At 44.2% G+C, this 17681-nt stretch carries 13 protein-coding genes; 2 read left to right on the top strand and 11 right to left on the bottom strand.

The features are described from left to right. Positions 1-10: 10 nt before the first annotated feature. The 7 genes from IQ246_RS08210 to IQ246_RS08180 form a co-directional block, all read right to left on the bottom strand. Entirely contained in the window at positions 11-1927 is a 1917-nt protein-coding gene (locus IQ246_RS08210) for a cytochrome P450 (protein WP_244141960.1), read from the bottom strand. Positions 1928-2071: 144 nt separating this feature from the next. After that, on the bottom strand, positions 2072-3640 hold the full coding sequence (locus IQ246_RS08205) for a cytochrome c (RefSeq protein ID WP_194001867.1): 1569 nt from the start codon (positions 3638-3640) through the stop codon (positions 2072-2074). Between the two features lie 32 nt (positions 3641-3672). Beyond that, complete coding sequence (locus tag IQ246_RS08200) at positions 3673-5136, bottom strand: hypothetical protein (RefSeq protein ID WP_194001865.1); 1464 nt, start codon at positions 5134-5136, stop codon at positions 3673-3675. Positions 5137-5301: 165 nt separating this feature from the next. Next, the gene (locus tag IQ246_RS08195) at positions 5302-7008 is read right to left on the bottom strand and encodes an alpha/beta fold hydrolase (protein ID WP_194001863.1); all 1707 of its coding nucleotides are present in this window, start codon (positions 7006-7008) and stop codon (positions 5302-5304) included. 207 nt (positions 7009-7215) lie between these two features. Next, positions 7216-8280, bottom strand: a complete 1065-nt coding sequence (locus IQ246_RS08190) for a DUF6765 family protein (RefSeq protein ID WP_194001861.1) — start codon at positions 8278-8280, stop codon at positions 7216-7218. A 45-nt stretch (positions 8281-8325) separates the two neighbouring features. Then, on the bottom strand, positions 8326-10653 hold the full coding sequence (locus tag IQ246_RS08185) for a GMC family oxidoreductase N-terminal domain-containing protein (RefSeq protein WP_194001859.1): 2328 nt from the start codon (positions 10651-10653) through the stop codon (positions 8326-8328). Positions 10654-11026: 373 nt separating this feature from the next. Next, a complete protein-coding gene (locus IQ246_RS08180; protein ID WP_194001857.1) occupies positions 11027-12271 on the bottom strand; it encodes a lipopolysaccharide assembly protein LapB in 1245 nt (414 codons plus the stop codon). 256 nt (positions 12272-12527) lie between these two features. Here IQ246_RS08180 and IQ246_RS08175 point away from each other — a divergent pair, with 256 nt between their 5' ends. Further along, on the top strand, positions 12528-13130 hold the full coding sequence (locus tag IQ246_RS08175) for a chromophore lyase CpcT/CpeT (RefSeq protein WP_194001855.1): 603 nt from the start codon (positions 12528-12530) through the stop codon (positions 13128-13130). A gap of 467 nt (positions 13131-13597) precedes the next feature. On the opposite strand, the gene IQ246_RS08170 is transcribed toward IQ246_RS08175, so the two are convergent. The 3 genes from IQ246_RS08170 to hisB form a co-directional block, all read right to left on the bottom strand. Beyond that, positions 13598-15127: an SLBB domain-containing protein gene (locus IQ246_RS08170; protein ID WP_194001853.1), complete on the bottom strand. Its 1530-nt coding sequence runs from the start codon at positions 15125-15127 to the stop codon at positions 13598-13600. 454 nt (positions 15128-15581) lie between these two features. Next, a complete protein-coding gene (locus IQ246_RS08165; RefSeq protein ID WP_194001851.1) occupies positions 15582-16547 on the bottom strand; it encodes an ABC transporter ATP-binding protein in 966 nt (321 codons plus the stop codon). 275 nt (positions 16548-16822) lie between these two features. Continuing rightward, positions 16823-17464, bottom strand: coding sequence for an imidazoleglycerol-phosphate dehydratase HisB (hisB, locus tag IQ246_RS08160; protein WP_194001849.1), 642 nt, complete (start codon positions 17462-17464; stop codon positions 16823-16825). On the opposite strand from hisB, the gene IQ246_RS08155 reads away from it, so the two are divergent. After that, positions 17450-17593: a hypothetical protein gene (locus IQ246_RS08155; protein WP_194001847.1), complete on the top strand. Its 144-nt coding sequence runs from the start codon at positions 17450-17452 to the stop codon at positions 17591-17593. The two genes, hisB and IQ246_RS08155, sit on opposite strands and share 15 nt — an antisense overlap. On the opposite strand, the gene IQ246_RS08150 is transcribed toward IQ246_RS08155, so the two are convergent. Continuing rightward, the coding region (locus IQ246_RS08150; protein WP_194001845.1) for an SDR family oxidoreductase at positions 17580-17681 on the bottom strand (102 nt) is incomplete at its 5' end. The genes IQ246_RS08155 and IQ246_RS08150 overlap by 14 nt on opposite strands.

The following is a 17681-nucleotide window of genomic DNA, read 5'->3' as shown; positions in this document are numbered from 1 at the left end:
AGCAACTCCTCTAAGTAATTGTCTGCCTATCAATACCAAACCGCACTTTTAACCCATCACGCGGGGTAGGAAACAAATCTTGGTTCAATTCCAGATTCTGTGGTAACAGTTCCCAACTATATCGACGCAACAAATGTACCCCCATTATCTTCAGCAATACAGTGATCAAGTCTTCGCCTGCACAACGGTGTCCGTCTCTAGGCCCACCACCTTGGGGTACATAGCTGTTTTCCGGTAAGGCTGCAAAGTTTTCTGGAGCAAAGCGACAGGGCTTAAAACTGTTCGGTTCAGAAAAAACCCCAGGGATATGCATGGTGGTATGGATTCCTGCCACTGCGCCCCAACCTTTGGGAATGTGGAAGTTTTGAAACTCACAGTCTTTGTTTACCTGGGCAAAAAAAGTAGCAGCATTAATGGGATAGAAGCGGCGGATTTCTTTGGTAATTTGCTCCAGATATACCAACTTTTGCAACCGTACCATATCCAGTGACCCATCAGGTACATATTGCTTGACTTCTTGCCTAGCACGTGCTGCAATCTCTGGATGTTGGGCTAGGGTCAGGGAAAGCAGGGTGAGGGCAACATAAAAACCAGAATAAGCCGCAAAGAACAGATGCATGACCTCGCGGCGCAACTGTGCATCGGTGAGAGTGCTACCATCTTCACTACGGGCTGATAACAGCAATCCTAGTAGATCCTGGCGAGGTTGCTGACGGTGCTGCCCAATCGCTTGGTCGATGTAATTGAGTAACCAATCACGATTCTTGAGCGCCCGTCCATAAGCATTAAAACCCAAGTTAATCGGTACTGAGGAGAAACCTTTGATAAAAATGTCTGTGATTTCTCCCACAGCTTCACTCATTGGGCCTGGCTCTCCCCCGATAAATAACGCATTGGTTAAAGATGCGCTCAGCTTACGGTATTCTGTTAACCAGGTAAAGCTACCCAGTTTTTCCCAGCGTCCCAGGTAGTAAGTCGCTGTTTGTTCAATGCTGGGTATGTATTGATCGAAAGCCTCCGGTGTAAAAGCCTGGAGAATAATCCTTTTCCGGCGACGATGTTCGTCACCATCCAATAGTGGTAAAGCGTCCCAGTCTAGTAGTTCTTTTATCGGGTGTGGACTGGCATTTTCACGGGTGAAATATTCTTGATTTAGAAAGAAAGTAAAAGCCTCCGGGCCGTTAAAAGCAATAACAGGTTTGCCAAATAAATGAGTTTTAAAGACTGGGCCATATTTTTTAACACGTTTGCGGTAAAAGCTATGGATATCCATAGCTAATGGAATCGTCTCACCCAACAGCGGCAAACCGTAAGAACCAGGTGGTAGGTTTTGATTATCTTGACCATTGCAGGTGTAGTGCCGCACCAGTAGAGCTACCAAAATAGAGATAGCTAAGATAATTCCGAAAGTGCGAGCAAATCCCGCTTGTAAAATCAAATTGGCAACCAAAAAGCTCAAACCAACGTAAAGATGCACCCCAGTTCGTTGGATTTGTACCCAAGTTGCCGAAGAATCACTAAACCATCCCAAACTTATATCTAATCCCCACCATAAAGCTAAGATTAATTTACTTGCTGCGAGGGCGTAGGCGATCGCACTCCCATCAGCAGCAAAAGCTTCTTGGATGCTGCCATAAATTCCAAACACCTCATAAAACAAATGAACCAAATAAGCTAAAAAGCTAAAAGTCCATAACAGCAACCAATAATTACTCTTTTTTGCTGATTTTCCTAGCAATATATATAAATAAATTGCTGGAATTAATAACACCGTACTAGCCCAAAATGAGTAAATTGCACGGTGTAAATTCAAATTTGGTTGAAACTCTGCCAATAATAGGGCAGCTATCAATGTAGTTGCAAAAAGAAAAAAAGTATTAGCAAATTCTGCTAAGTAAATATTTCTTTGAAATTTAAATATTTCCATTTTTATGTAACTGTGAATATTGTTCTTTGAAGAGAGCTTTGTCAAGTTCAAAAAATTACTCTTTAACCTCTTTCCTCTGTGCCCTCTGTGCCTCTGCGGTTAAATAAATTATTTTTTTACCACAGAGACGCAGAGATTAAACTTTTAAAGTGTCTTGAGATACTCTAATAAATCTTCCAAAGCTGCCTTATTCCAGGCAGTTCCCTGATAAGTCCAAGGATAATCATGCCCTTTATTAGAGTTACCCTGAACATGGGTATCTAACTTAAAGTAATGTTGATCATCAGGTTTAGTTGGCGAAGCCAAACCGACATCAATCGGATCGTAAAGATTGTCTCCACGATAAAAAATTTCTCGACGAGGTTTGAGATTAATTAACTCTGCCAAAGTCAAGACACTGCCATTGTGCAAATAGGGAGCGCGAGCAAAAACTGATTCTATAGGAGCGTTAATGAAACCTTTGGTATTTCCTAAAGGCCCTGGTCTGATGTTTTCTCGTTTGGGTTTTAAGGGATTGCTATCAGGGAAGAAAACATCAACAGCATTCGGTAGTTCTTGATAGTAACGATAGTTAAGCCGTTCAGAATCAGTTTGAATTTCTTCTATCGGTGTAATTAAACCCTGAAGTTCACCTTTCACCCAAGTGTTATCTTCAGAATTGCGATCGCCATGACAGGTAGCGCAACTCTGCTGAAAGATAGCATGACCACGTTCTATTTTTTGTGGATCAAGCTTGAGGTCTTTAAATACCTCTGCATATTTAGGCCCTTGCAAGCCTCTGGTGTATTCAATGGCTTGAGTAACATTATGAGAAATTTCTGGCACTACTAAGTTATTCGGGGTGGCTCCTGCTGCAAGAGCTGCAAGCACGCTGCGACTGAGACGATCTCTAACGCTACCGTCATATTGCGCCCACTCGCGATTTTCCTGCTCGTACAATGACGGCAATTTGGAATAAGATTTATCTGAGGCGGCGGGACGATCCATCACAAAATGGACTAACTCTTTAAAAGGTTGCGTTCGAGCCGGGCCAATGGGTGACAATTTGGAGTCTCTCAGGTTTTTGCCATTATAGGGGGCATCCCATTTCGGAAGTGAAGCTAGTACTTGACCTCTAGCAGTGGATAGCCAAAAACCAATTACAGTTTTATCTACAATTGTTAGAGGTTTTTGGTATTTAGCTTCATAAGCCTTGGCAATGTTTTCTACAGTCAGACGTTTCTGATCAAGAATTGCAGTTTTAAAGGCGTCTACCCAGGCAAACAAGTCTAACGAAGTACTCCCCATACCTGTGACTATCACAGCTTCATCTCCGGGAAACCTCCTAATGTGGGATGTGTGACACAATGCACAGCTAAAACCCACAAACTTTACAGGCGAGGGATTTCCCGATTGAGGTTGATAGTTAGAAACACTAAAGCCCACTGGCAAACCTTCTTTGTCCTCCGGCTTTCCGTGGATCAATCCGAATTGCTCAATCCAATCCCCAGCTTGTTTGCCTGCTGGCTGAAATTGATCGGGGAATAAATCGGGCAATACTTGGAAAACTGGTAAAGGCGCTAACTCAGTACCGATACTACCGTGGATAAATGCTTCTTTTGGTGTTCTAAATTGAGGCTTTGCCCAAGTTGATTCTATGTACAAAAACCCAAAGGTAGCTACCAGCAAGATAGAGATGAGGGAGATGGCAACAATCCTGATAACTTTTAGCATACTTTCCTCTCACAAAGATTTGGCGACAGTCTTTAGCGATCGCCCCAAAATTCAGCGTGCTGGGCTTGGCGACGGAAAAGAGCCGGATCGTAGTACTTTTGGTAGTATTCCAACTCTATGTGGCTAAATTGCAGCCAGATGCCAGGAACAAAGAAGGCATCGACGTGGGCAGGAAAACGACCGTAAGTTTCGTAGATATAGTTGCAGATATCTTTGGTGTACTGAATTGCTTCTTTAGAATGGGGTTCGGCATCGCGCAGAAAGGCTTCAGCACTTGATTTTGATTGATAGGAGCGGGCAAATACATCCTTGTCTCCATAGGCTCCCTGGCTACCGTACTTCTCTTCAATGACGCGATCGACTGCTTCATCCATAGAACTAATGTATGGTGGGCAAAGTCCTTCCAACACACCATCGATACCAACTGGATTGGGTTGGCTAGCGGGCGGCGGGGCCCAAATACTTTTCTTCGGAGTTGGTGGTTCCATGCGAAACCCAAGACCATACCATTCTTTGGCGGGGTTGTGTTCTAAAATAAAGGGTTGGAAGACTGACCCATGCACCCAACCACCAACACCCATTGCCTGACCAATGAGCATTAAGTTTTGCAAAATAAAGAAACATTCATGGTCGGTACGCATGGTGTGGGCGAGTCCCAAGGGAACAGTGTTATTGGGGTTGACAAAACCACCCTTGACTCGCTCAATCCCACCAATGGGTTGATAAGGGATTTTAGGACTCAGCCCTAAGTGCATTCCTGCCCAAGCTGCCCAGTCTGCCAAACTTTTGGGTCGAAATTTCTGCCAGTCATCAACAAATAAAGGTTTTTGACCGTCTGGTTCTGAAAGTAGGATAAGCAGAACATTAATATATTGACGGGTACAATCGACGACGGGGAAAAAGAGAGTTGTCCCAGGAAGGTTAGAGATTTGCTTGTTCCAACCGAGGTAGTAGGGATAAATCCGGGGGAAATCTAGGCGGCGATCGCTAATTTTATGTTTGACGGCAGCAGCAGCTTTTAGCCAGTGTTCCTCTGACCAATCTTCCCATTTAGGAGGTAAATCGCCAAGGGCTGCTAAAGCTTGGCGACCCTTGAGTCGCTTGATTAGCCAGATGCCTTCATCGTTGATCATGAAAAAGGAGGTAGCTTGAGAATTATCAGCGCTACTACCAGAACGAGCAACAATGTTAAGGAAGGGGGTTCCCAGTTCTTTGCCACCTTCTGGTTTATCGAGAGGGCCATCGTGGGTTGTGATACCAGTCATCCCCGTAGCAACAATCAAAATCGCCTCTTCCAAAGGACTAAGGGGGTCTGGCTGATTTTGGCTGGTATGGCTAAGTTCTCCTGCTACGACTGAAGCACCACGGGCTAATCTGCGAGTGCGTCGCTCAACAATTGCTTCTATCAGCGGGTAGCGAAATAGCTCTTTCAAGCCAGGATGTTGGTTGATATCAGATGCTAGAGGTTCAGTGAGTAGTTGATTAATCTCGTTCATTTGCAATTACCTTGTGGGGAATGGGCATTGGGCATTGGGCATTGGGCATTGGGCATGGGGCATTGGGCATTGGGCATTGGGCATTGGCATTGGGGAAGAATAATAACTCTTGACTCTTGACTCTTGACTCTTGACTCTTGACTCTTGACTCTTGACTCTTGACCTCTACCTCAATTGATTGAACTTGTCTAATTCCGCCAGGATAGTCGGAAAAATATCCTTGGCTGTGTTTTTGCCCATGAAACAGTCCATGTGTGCATAATCAGGGATAACATGGCGAACATACAAGTCGCCACCATTTTTATCGCACAATAGCTTGTAAGTAATTTCCGAACCCTCTGGCAGGAAAAAGGCGTTGTCTGCGCCGTGAATCAACGCTATGGGAATGGCTAAGCGTTCTAGATGGGGCAAGTAAACATCTTTACCATCTTTATCAACAATGTGTCCCTGGCGTAGGATCAGAGATATATGTCTGAAGAAGGTTAGATTACCTGGGCCAAATATCTCGTGGATAGCATCGTGGGTGGCTTCGTTCAACTGGGCGATTTTGTAGACTTCTCCATACATGAAGAGAATGCGGCGGTCAACAGGGTTGTTGTAGGGTTCTTTGGTGGGATACAGTCTTAAAACCGTGTCGTAAAGTTTATTTTGCCAATCGGCATGGGTATCAAAGTCTGGGTTGAGAGTTTCTACCCCCAGCACTGTCAGAAATGAAGCTAGACGCAAACCAGCTCTAATTTCGTTCAGAGTTGCGGCTTTAGGATGGGTCGTTAGTTGCGAACAAACGGCGGAACGCACTCCTTTTAAACCCGCTAGCATGGCCATTAAAAAGGACATGGAACCAACGCAGTGACCCACGACTTGAACTGTTTCTGACCCAGTGATGCTACGCACTTGCTCAACTGCTGCTGGCCAATCGTAAAGCGCAATCTCATCGGCGGAAAATTGGGTGGTGGCGGATGGCAAATCGGCACTAGCTCGATAATCGAATAGCCAGACATCATAGCCTTGAGCATACAAGAACTCTGGCAGGTTTGTGTCTACGGTATCGATGGAAAATGCTAAGGTGGAAGTACCAAAGCCTGGTGCTAGCATGACTGGGCCTTTTGTCCCGCCTTGATATCGAATTAGTCGCAATTGGACTCCATCGTCAGTTGTGCAAAAATGAACTTGGGGCGCTGACATCCGCAGAGGGCGCTTTTGACGGGGAGGTGCATCGGGATCGAATACTTTTGAAGGAGCAAATATTCCACCGTAAACGTTAAATAAGACTCCGGCAAAAAAGCTGCCGAAACGAGCAGTTTCTTCTACCTGTTGCGTCAAACTAGTGGTGTTGGTAACTTGCAACGTAGTCATCTGGTGAAGGAAATCTGCTGGGAGAATCTTTAAGATTCCTTGCCCTAAAACAGGACTGTTGAGACTCTCGCCGTCATGCACGGTAATGTATAGCGTGGTGGTGTCTGCCCAAATGTCAAAACCTGGGTCATTGTGTACGACTTTGAAGCCATTTAAGTAATAAACTTTACCCTCTTCGCTAGTCATTTTCATGCGGTAGACCATGCGACGCGTATTTACGCTGTCTGGGTCAACGATAAATAAGTTAAATTCACCATCGGTAACGCTGAGAGGTTCTGGCGATAGAGCTGGAGCAATTACACTACCAACGATTTTGGCTTTGTGGCTTTCATCTGTGAGCATCATGTCCAAATCGTCGGAGCTGACTGTGAGGGTGAATTCAAATTGGGAGCCACTCTGTTTACCCTGTTGTGCTGCGCGTTTATAGTCGTTTTGGACTGCTTTAGAAAAGTAGCCGCGCATGGTTTCGGTGAACCGAATTCCCACTTTGTTTGTTGCTGTTGTGGTTGTTGCCATGAAACACCTCGGTTATTAAAGAATCGCTGCTGAATTTTCTTGGATAAAGAAGTAGTTGGGAGTAGCTCTTTCAATGTGACTCGTAAAATTTCTTTTTTTCTCTCTGTGCTCTCTGCGTCTCTGCGGTTTAAAAGTAATTTATTTAACCGCAGAGGCGCAGAGAACGCAGAGGTAAGAGGTTAGAGCCAGGAGTCAAGAGTTGAGAGATTAAGCGACGCAGATTCCATATTTGGGTAGCAGGTCGTGGATGATGTAAAAGTGATGGGACTGCAAGGCGTCGTGAAATAGTTTCCAATTACTTGCCAAAAAGCTGGGGTGATAGGGAAATCTTTCGTTTTCTCGGTCAACTGAGTTTTCGGTACCAAGGGCTACGTGTTTCCACGAGTCTTTGCCTTTGGGGATATAAGTAACATTTGCTTTGCCGAAGCTGAACTTACCCTGAGCGATCGCACTCAACCATTTTTGGTGACGCGGGCTACTTTTGTTGTCTGTGATACTCTCTAGCATCTGGGCAATTAAAGTCTTATCTGATTGTGGCAGTCCGGGTACAACTGCATCAGAATTACCTGCTATATACTGCTGCATGACTTTGCACATATTGTCTGCCGCTTCTAGAAAGTCTTTGGGATTGTTTCTGGTAATTTGCTCGCCCCTACCGTTGGAGTAACCCCAGCGCAAAAATGGCTTGTCAGGATGGCTGAGAACAGAACCATGTCCCAAGGGTAAAGCCTCACTCACGAAGTAATTCTGAAGACGATCCATGAGGTTGCGATCGGGTTGACCATGTTCATCTAGTAGATGTTTGGCTTCATTGACTCGATGATTAACACCGGCAAAGCCCTGATGTGCCCAAGTGTCAACATATACGTGAGCAGTAATCCCCAGGCGATGCAGTCCGTAGGGAGTGTGGCGGTGATTTATACATTCCCTCACCATCTCCTGAGCTACGTAGCTGTTGGGGCGACAAATTAGCTTGTCGATAAAACTTCCTTGAGGGTCTTCAGTTGCTGGTAATCCGCCGTTACCTGGCAGAAAATGAAACGGAATCCAAACGCCGTAATTTGCCAGTTCCTCAAAGTTGCGATAGTCCAGCATCTTGTGTGCAGAACTGATGCGGTGAAACAGTGCGCCGTTATCAAACCGGATGAATCCGTCATTTATTGCATCGTCTACGTATTGAGCACTATAAGCGATGATATTAGCAGGTTCGTGTTCAAACCCCGCTAGTCTCGCTGCAACGTAGGTAACACCATGATGAAAGTCGATTTGCATATTGAGTCAAAGGTCAAGGGTCAGTAACAGCTAACAATTAACCATCTAAAGGTAGAGTTCAGATAATGTGCCAGCAAAGAAGCGACTGAAGCGATCAATTGCTTGCAGACGTTCCGTGGGGCTGGGGGCGTTGGTGACTTTCAGGGTGGTCATTTGCTTGACAAAATCTACAGGCTGAATTTTCAGAATGCCTTTACCTAATACGGGATTAGTGTTATTGTCGCCAGCATAAACGGTGATATAAAGGGTGGTGGTGTCAGACCACAAATCAAAACCTGGGTCATCGTGAAGTTCTTTGTAGCCCTCTAAGTAGTAGGACTGTCCCGCTTCTGTGGTCATGGGTAGACGGTAGAGCATCTGTCGTGTTTCATGTTGGTCTTGTGCCACGACAAACAGGTTAAACTCGCCATTGGTGACAGTTAGCGGTTCGGTAGCGAGAGCGGGGGCTGTTACTGTACCAACTATCTTGGCGGGATGTTTGGGGTCGTTGAGTAGATGTTCTAAATCATCGGCAATTACTGTCAGGGTAAATTGCAGGGGTGATCTGTCTTTTTGACCCTGCTGGGCGGCACGTTGATAGTCGTCTTTGACTTCAGTGGAAAAGTAACCGCGCATGGTTTCAGTAAACTGAATTCCCACTTTGGCGGGCGTGTTGACGCCTGGGGAAGTTGGTGCTGAAGGTAGATTGTAGTTAATTGTCCACCCCCGGTCTTTAGCGATGAGGGCACAGCAGCGCTCAGCTATGGCAGAAATTGTAAGTAGTGGATTAACTCCCAGTGTACGGGGAATCACGGAACCGTCGGAAACATATAGGTTTTCGTAAACGGCTGTACCTTGGTTGCTAGAAAATACTTGTCCTTTGTGGTTAACAACACCGTGTTCGGCATTTCCTGCTAGGATACAGCCACCTAAAGGATGGACGGTGATTAGGTCGTGGCCGAATAAATTAGTCCAAATGGGGTTGGGAATTTGTGTGCCACCCAGGGGACGAGTTGCCTCTGTGAGGCGATCATTTACCCGTTGAAAAATGGATTGTTTACCTACATTTTCCCAACGAATGCGGAGACGGTCATTTTCTAAGTACATTTCTCCGGCTGCATCATCGTGGGTCATCACTAGGTAAGTCTGGGTATTGCGGACTGCACCAGTGTAAGCACCGTGAGTTAAACTTTCTGCCTCTCGTAGCTTTTCTTGGAGGCGATCGCCTAAACCTTCATCAGTATCTTTACCTAGTATGGTGCCAACAGCAGCAAGACTTTTTGGCAATATGGGAGCTAGCGCACCAGGAATTGAGCCTTCTTCGATTACCATGCCGTTATCTAACCGTGGTTGCTCGCGCATATCGATAATACCGCTGATACAGGGGCCGACGGGTTCCTGTCCACTAGGAGGACGATTACCAAAGCCAACGCCGTTAATTTTTTGCTCGGTGTTATAGCCGAAGGCCAGCACATCGCCATTACCTGTAAAGTTATGTCCTACCTGGCTAGATAATGCTAAACCTGCTTGTTGCGATCGCAGTAAAATTTCTGTAGAACCGAGAGTACCAGCCGCTAGGATAACTATATCGGCACTAACAAACATTGCGGGAGCGTCAAATTTCTCTTGTCCGGCGTTGAGTAGTTGGAAGTGAACCAACCAGCGATTATTCTGTTTTTCAACTTGCCGCACGGATACTTGGGTATAAATTTCTGCGCCGTGGTTTTTCGCATCGGGCAGGTAATTCATCAATACAGTATTTTTTGCCTTGTTGTTGCAACCTGATACACAATCACCGCAGAGATTGCATTTGTTCTGTTCTATGCCGACATGATTAACCCCATCTTTAAAAGTCACATTGATGGGTGGTCGATAAAAATTTTCATTCAAGTATTTAGAAGACTTTTCTAATGCATCTAATTTTGGCAAAGGCGGAAAATCTTGAGGATAGGCAGTAGGTTTGAGCATTTCCTCTGCACGACGATATCCCTCGGCCAATAATGTTTTGACATCATCACGCAATTCCTGGGGCCAGCGCTGATCTGCAAAAACACGGGGTTCAGCTTGTAATGACACATTGGCATTGACGAGCGATGTGCCACCCAGCCCACAACCGACGAATATATTAATATCTTTATTGACGTGAAAATCGTACAAGCCTGTGCATGAACCAATGCGTTTAGTAGGCAAATCTACTTGTATTTCACCCAGTGATTTGACTTCATTATTTGGGTATTCACCTGGTTGAAATTCTTTGCCTCGTTCTAGTAAACATACCTGCTGTCCAGCCCGTGCTAGGCGTGAAGCAGCAATCCCACCGCCATAGCCGGAACCAATAATCACAACTTTATAGTGATTTTTTAAGTTTTCAATAGGGCTTGATAAACGAGTCATAGTATCAATCCTTTAAAAGTGTGGACATTGCAAGATACGCTTCAGCCAGGTTCACGACGAAGGAGAAAGATCATCAGAATGGAACTTGAGATTCAAAAGCGGGTTTTTTAACACCACTGCTGTTTTACCTCAACAGCGCTAGAGGCGGTTCCGCAAAATCCGCAGATCTAGAAAGCATTGTTAATAATTATTCATGAAAAAAATAAATTGTAAAAGGCGTTGGGGATTGGGCATTGGGCATTGGGCATTGGGCATTGGGCATTGGGCATTGGGCATTGGGGTATTCAAATGAAAAATTATGGAATTTGCTCTAACCCCAAATATATTTGGGAATGTTTTCCCAAGTCCCCAGGGAGAGGAATGCCCCGATCTGTTAAAAATTTGTTTTCGACAGTTTTTCAATTTGCCCAGTAAAGTACGCTTCCTCATGTTTAATCTGTTGCGCTAGTTCTAACCCTTTTTGAAAAGCTGTTAGTGCTTGAGGATATTCTTTGCGTTCTAAATGCAATTTACCAATTTGGTCATACGCTTGCATCATTCCGTAAAAATTGACGGCTCGTTTCTCAGTCTCCACAAGAATTTGGCTAGCTTGCAAAGCATCATCTATTTGTCCCTGAGAACGGTACAGTGTGATTAACTTCTGCAAAGCTTCACCAGCACCAACGTACTGCTGCAATTGCCAAGCTGTAGTGTAGGCTTCTTGATAATTTTTAAAAGCTTCTTGCAATAAGCTAGGATTTTCCTTTGCTAGGGATTCGTAATCTGAGGCGATCGCTAGCTTCAATTCTGGTATTTCAGTAAGATTATTTTCATTGACATAAATTTCCGCTAGCTTATTTTGTACAATGATTGCCTGCTGGGGTTGTTTTGCTTGCTCGTAAATATAAGCTAATTGTTTCAAGTATGCTAACTCATTCAGGCGATCGCCTTTGGAAGTAGCTAAACCTAACAATTCCTCGTAAGTAATGGCAGCTTTGGGATAATCAAACCAACTCAGATTCATCTCTCCAATCGTCTTGAGAGTTTCTACTAATGCTGCTGGATTTTGTTGTCGCACTACTGCCAAAACTTGCTCATAAACTTCTACGGCGAGTTTAGGCAATCGCACTTTTTGGTAAGCTTCACCTAGCGATCGCAAAAGTTCTAGATCAACACCTTTTTGGGCAATACTTTTTTGAGTATCTGTTTTTTTGGGTTGTGCCTGCTTTTGAATTGCTTGTAATCGCTGAGTAATATATTGTAATTCTTGGCGATCGTTTTGATTCCAGGCGATCGCACCTACTCGTGATAGTGCTTGCACCTCTGCTAATGCACCTAAAAACCGCCGCAAGCGTAGTTCCCGATTCCAAATTTCATACGCTGCTAGTTTATCCCCTGCTTGCAGTTTTGCCGCAGCTTCTTGGTTTAACTCATCCAACGCCACCTCTAACTTTTGCCTCTCACCCTGAGTTAACGGCTGTTTGTCACGCAAAGATGGTAGCAGTGGATCAGGTGTAGTAAGTTCTAGCGGACTTGGAGGAAATTTATCAGGCTCCTTGGGCTTTTTACCCTCTGCCAGCGTTAAGAAACTGCTAAGAAGGAGTATAGCTGTGGTAATAACACTTAAGTGCCGTAGCATGGGTACTTTACCTTACTTTGGTTAAGTTGTATTTAGTCATTTGTCAACAGTCAATAGTCAATAGTCAATAGTCAATAGTCAATAGTTATTTTCTCCATCTCTATCATCTCCCCATTCCCTAGTCCCTAGTCCCTAGTTCCCAGTTCCCAATGCCCAATGCCCAATGCCCAATGCCCAATGCCCCATTCTCCATTCCCCATTCCCCAGCTCTACAATACTCCCAGATAGTTTTTAAGCAACTGGTTAATCATCTGTAATGACTCATTCTACGGATATTGCTACTTTAGCTCGCTGGATGGCCGCTGACTTTAGCAATCAAGAACAAGCTTTTGAAAATCCGCCTTTATATGCCCATATTCGTGTGTGTATCCGTCCCCTGCCTTGGGAATTGTTCTCAGGGATCAGCTTGTTTCTCGAACAAGCTTATGATTTTATGCTCACTCAACCCTACCGGATAAGGATAATGAAGTTGATTAAGGCAGAAAACCATATTCTCATCGAACACTACACAATTAAGGAAGAACAAAAGTTTTACGGCGCATCCCGCGATCCCGAACGCCTCAAAGACTTATCTGTTGACCAACTGGAGAAAATGCCAGGTTGCAACATGGTTGTAGAGTGGACAGGTAAGAGCTTCAAAGGCAGGGTTGAACCTGGTAAAGGCTGCATCGTAGTTCGTGACGGTAAAAACACTTATCTTGATAATGAATTTGAGATTGACGCTGAAAACTTTCTCAGCCTTGACCGAGGAAGGGATTTAGAAAGTGATGAACATCTCTGGGGTTCTATCGCCGGCCCCTTTTGCTTTGTCCGTTGGGGCAATTTTGCCGATGAAGTTAAAGTAAGTCTTGAGTCTTGAGTCCTGAGTTAGGTAGGACTAGCCCTTTCAAGCTGACCAATGAAGATGCGTTGTTTCAGTGCTACCATCTCAAATCCTCCGCTCAGCTTTTGGGCTTTTTAAAGGTTGAAATAACCAATCTTCGTTCCCAATTTCACCACCTTGAAAGGGCTACTAATAGGACTAGCCCTTTCAAGGTAAACGTTTGTACTATGAAATAAATGATGTTTTTAACCCAATTTTGTGACTTTGGCTCAGGCGATCGCTTAATTTACAGTCCAAAAATTTGGAGGTGAATGCATAAATTCCTTGTTCAATTTCAGCCGATGCTTTAAATGCCGTAAAAATTTTGATAGTACAATATGCTCACCTTGAAAGGGCTAGTCCTATTAGTTAGGAATAACACATAACTTTATTGGTCAAAATGCACTTTTGGAGAAATCTGGGGACGAGGAGGATTGAGCAGCGTCCCCAGTTTGTAAACCTATCTAAATACCAGTAACAAACCTGAGAATATTTATGATCGTGCCTAGAGGCCCTGCTATGGTGCTTAAGGTATCGCTAGTCTTGGCTATGCCAGAGCGGCTAACTAGCACAACATCATTATTGCGGAGTATAGGATTAGTCTCCTCATTAATACCTTGTGAGAAATCCACTTTGACTTGACGTTTAGTCACAGAACCATTAGGGTTGAGCCTAACCAAATCTACAGTACCTCTGCTAGCTCTAGCATCGTTGAATCCACCCGCAGCCAGTAGTGCTTGATTTAAAGAGCTATTAGGCTGAATATCTACAGCTCCTGGTCTTTTAACTTCACCTACCACACCAACTTGAATGCGTCCAGGAGACAAAGTAGTAGTAGCTAATTGGGTAGCTTCTGCTGGGCTAATCTCAGTTGCCGTAGGAATAAAAATCGTATCTCCATCTTGCACAATTAAATCTTGATTAATATCACCACTCTCTAAAAGTTGCCAAAGATTGATATCTACAGTTTGTTCTGAGCCGCTTCTTGTAGGTCGGCGTAGGATAATATTGCGAACATTCGCTTGTGGCGTAATTCCTCCAGCTAATTGAATTGTCCGCGTTATAGTTGGCAGTCCGCTGCCAGTTGGCTGACTATTGCCTGTGGCGGCGGTAGTGGCTTCTGTGCTACCTGTAGTGACAAGATACGAGCCAGGACGGTTGACTTCACCAACAATAGCGACGGTACGGGGTGTGTTTGGGCTGGCAGCAAAGTTAGCGGCAGATAAGTTGCGTGCTCTTGCTAAGTCAAATTTGGTTGCAGTTGGCACGACTATGGTGTCTCCATCCCGCAAGGTAATATCCTGCGTTAATCTACCTGTCTGGATGAGTTCTTCCAAATTGAGCGTGACTACTTGCTCTGAGCCTCGCCCTTGCTTACGCCGTAATTGCACTTGAGTCATATCCGCACTACCAAGCGTCCCCTGCGCTGTGGTGAGTGCAGCTAAGACAGTTGGATATTGTACACCTGGATTGTCTCCTGCGCCGCCGCTTAAACTTAGAGTATAAGCCCCTGGACGTGTTACCTCTCCGGCAACAAAGACGTTTACGGGACGAGGCGATAATAGATTGATTGAAATCAGGGGACGTTTAAGAAAGCGAGAGTATCTTCTGGCAATTTCATCAGAAGCTTGTTCCGTTGTTAGTCCCAGAATGGGTACACTACCGATCAAAGGTAAGTTAATCGCTCCACCTGGAGGAATTTGATATTCACCTGTATATTCAGGTACTTCAAATACATTTACACGTATGCGATCGCCGCCTCCTAATGAGTAATTGGTATCTATTTGTGTAGTAGTTGAGGTTTGTGTAGTGGGTGATGTTTGTGTAGTGGGTGTTATTGGTGTTATTTGCGTAAGTGGTGTTATTTGATTGGTGGGTAATCCTGGTTGTCCCTGAGCTAGGCTGGCAGATGGCACAGCGACATTGACAGCCGCTAACAAGGCCACACCCGCAGCTGGCTGGGCGAGGAATTTCAACAAACCTGTGTTAAGCATATTTACCTGAGACTCTGAGACTACTATTGGTAAAGTACTGTCTAAACATTTTTATTTTGACTATACTTAATTATTCAAGTTCCCCGACACTCTTATTTTCCTAGAAAAGTGTAATTTTCCGGAGTAAATTTATTGTCTGAATTTGAATTTTTAGTGAAGTTAACTTAAAGCTAAACTAGCTTCAATCTAGCAATCCTCAAAGAATATAGGACTGACGCAAAAAATATAGTTTAAATAACAAATTATCTGTTGTGTAACCATATACCTGTAAAAAAAATCTTGGGAACTAAATTAATATTCTGGCAATTTGACGGTAATTTTAAATACGGCATGGGTAGTTATTATCGGCAAAATTCTTATCAACAACTCCTAACTAAATTTACATGAGTAATAAGTAAGTACAGATTTTCTGAAACAATACATATTTGGACAATTTGGTATTAGGTAAGCCATTTTATTTTTGGATCTGTTGGATAAAAAATTCTTCTAGAGAGTGGCGCGACAATTTCATAGTAATAATTTGTCCTCCCATTAGACGGAGACTGGCAAGAAAATCATAGTAATTGTCTTGTAGTGTACCTTGCCAAGAACCATCAGGCTCGAAAGCTAGGCTGGGTATCCATTTTTTGAGAATTTCCCAGTCACCACCTTGACCTTTGACATTATATATGTTTGTCATGCCTAAGAGTTCATTGAGGGAACCAGAACAAATTAATTCACCTTGAGCGAGGATGGCAATGCGATCGCAAATTTGCTCCACTTCACTAAGAATATGGCTGTTAAAAAAAATTGTCTTACCATCAGCTTTTAGCGCCAGGATAATTTCCCGCATTTGATAACGTCCCACTGGATCAAGTCCAGACATTGGCTCATCTAAAAAGACTAATTCTGGCTCGTTAATTAGCGCCTGCGCCATACCGACACGCTGTAGCATTCCCTTAGAGTAGCGGCGAATCTGCTTTTTACGGGCATCGGCTTGAGATAAACCCACTAATTCCAGCAGTTGCGGAATGCGTTGGCGTTGCACCTTTTTGGGAATTTGGAATAGTCCAGCTGCTAGCTGTAAAAATTCCCAGCCTGTGAGATAGTCATATAAATAGGGATTTTCTGGCAGATAGCCGATATTTTGCTTAATGCTGCGATCGCCTAGAGGCTTACCCAACAATAATCCCTGTCCAGATGTCGGCCGAATAATTCCCAGCAGCAGTTTTAAAAGGGTAGTTTTCCCAGCACCATTTGGCCCCAGCAACCCAAAAGTTTCCCCTTTGTAAACTTTTAAAGAACAGCTTTTGAGGGATATAACTTTTTGATTCAGCCAAAAGCCAGTACGATAGATTTTTCGTAACTCAGAAGTTACCAGTACTGGTGGAGTATCTTTAGTATTCAGTTGAGAATTAGCGTCGTCTGCAACAGACTTCATCTCGTTTCAATTATCCATTTGGTATTAATTGCAAGTCAGTCAGTAGGCTGATAATAACCATCACTGCCTAGTCTGTCAATTATCGCAAACTGAGTAGCCAATTAATACCATACGCATCCCTTTTACTAAGTAACTATAACTAGTTTAGAGAAAAGGAAACAGGAGTCAAGGGTTAAGAGGCAAAGGTGTGGAGGTGTACAGGGGAAAGACTTTCTGCAACTTCCCCCCTGTTCCCACTCCCCCTGCTTCCTCTGTCTTTTAACTCCTATCTCTTTTCATAAAACGCCTTTGGAACTGGGAATCGTACCAGCACGACGAGGATCGATTTCTACAGCTATCCGCGTTGCTCTCGCAAACGCTTTAAATGTCGCCTCAATGATGTGATGGGAATTAATGCCATCCAATTGCCGAATGTGCAGTGTCATTTGGCTGTGGTTGACTAGCGCAACAAAGAATTCGCGTGTCAGTTGAGTATCATAGGTTCCTACGCGCTGGGTAGGAATTTGCAAGCCATAGCTGAGGTGAGGGCGACCGGAAAAGTCTAGCGCTACCTGAACTAAAGCTTCATCCAGGGGTGCGAGGAAATTACCAAAGCGGACAATACCTTTTCTATCGCCTAGTGCTTGGTTTAGAGCTTGTCCCAAGGTAATGCCCACATCTTCATTAGTGTGGTGGTCATCAATTTCCCAATCTCCTTTGGCTTGGACATTCAAGTCAATTAGTCCGTGAGAGGCAATTTGATGCAACATGTGATCCAAGAATGGAACACCTGTTTCGGCTTTGCAGGTTCCTCTACCATCTAAATTGATGGTAACTTGCACATCGGTTTCGCCAGTGGTGCGATGAACAGTGGCCATGCGAGGGGCTTTAGTTAACTGGTCGTAGTTTAAGGAATTATTAACTTGGCTAATTTGCATAGGGCATGGGACATGGGGGATATGGCATGGGGTATGGAGAATGATGAATGGGCAAGAGTTTTACTCATACTCAATGCCCAATGCCCAATTCCCAATGCCCCATTCCCAAATCGTATTACATTCCCATAATTTCATATCCTGCATCTACATAAAGAACTTGTCCGGTAATTCCGCTAGACAAATCGCTACATAAAAAAGCCGCAGCATTGCCAACTTC

This window comes from aff. Roholtiella sp. LEGE 12411 (assembly GCF_015206995.1).
Lineage (GTDB): Bacteria > Cyanobacteriota > Cyanobacteriia > Cyanobacteriales > Nostocaceae > Komarekiella.
The sequence above is the reverse complement of the archived record's forward strand: the minus strand, read 5'-3'. Positions and strand labels throughout refer to the sequence as shown.

Coding starts and splice junctions, on each gene's coding strand:
- IQ246_RS08190 (WP_194001861.1), bottom strand. CDS start 8,280: ATGCAAATCGACTTTCATCATGGTGTTACCTACGTTGCAGCGAGACTA.
- IQ246_RS08175 (WP_194001855.1), top strand. CDS start 12,528: ATGACTCATTCTACGGATATTGCTACTTTAGCTCGCTGGATGGCCGCT.
- IQ246_RS08165 (WP_194001851.1), bottom strand. CDS start 16,547: ATGAAGTCTGTTGCAGACGACGCTAATTCTCAACTGAATACTAAAGAT.
- IQ246_RS08185 (WP_194001859.1), bottom strand. CDS start 10,653: ATGACTCGTTTATCAAGCCCTATTGAAAACTTAAAAAATCACTATAAA.
- IQ246_RS08170 (WP_194001853.1), bottom strand. CDS start 15,127: ATGCTTAACACAGGTTTGTTGAAATTCCTCGCCCAGCCAGCTGCGGGT.
- IQ246_RS08205 (WP_194001867.1), bottom strand. CDS start 3,640: ATGCTAAAAGTTATCAGGATTGTTGCCATCTCCCTCATCTCTATCTTG.
- IQ246_RS08195 (WP_194001863.1), bottom strand. CDS start 7,008: ATGGCAACAACCACAACAGCAACAAACAAAGTGGGAATTCGGTTCACC.
- IQ246_RS08180 (WP_194001857.1), bottom strand. CDS start 12,271: ATGCTACGGCACTTAAGTGTTATTACCACAGCTATACTCCTTCTTAGC.
- IQ246_RS08200 (WP_194001865.1), bottom strand. CDS start 5,136: ATGAACGAGATTAATCAACTACTCACTGAACCTCTAGCATCTGATATC.
- IQ246_RS08210 (WP_244141960.1), bottom strand. CDS start 1,927: ATGGAAATATTTAAATTTCAAAGAAATATTTACTTAGCAGAATTTGCT.
- hisB (WP_194001849.1), bottom strand. CDS start 17,464: ATGCAAATTAGCCAAGTTAATAATTCCTTAAACTACGACCAGTTAACT.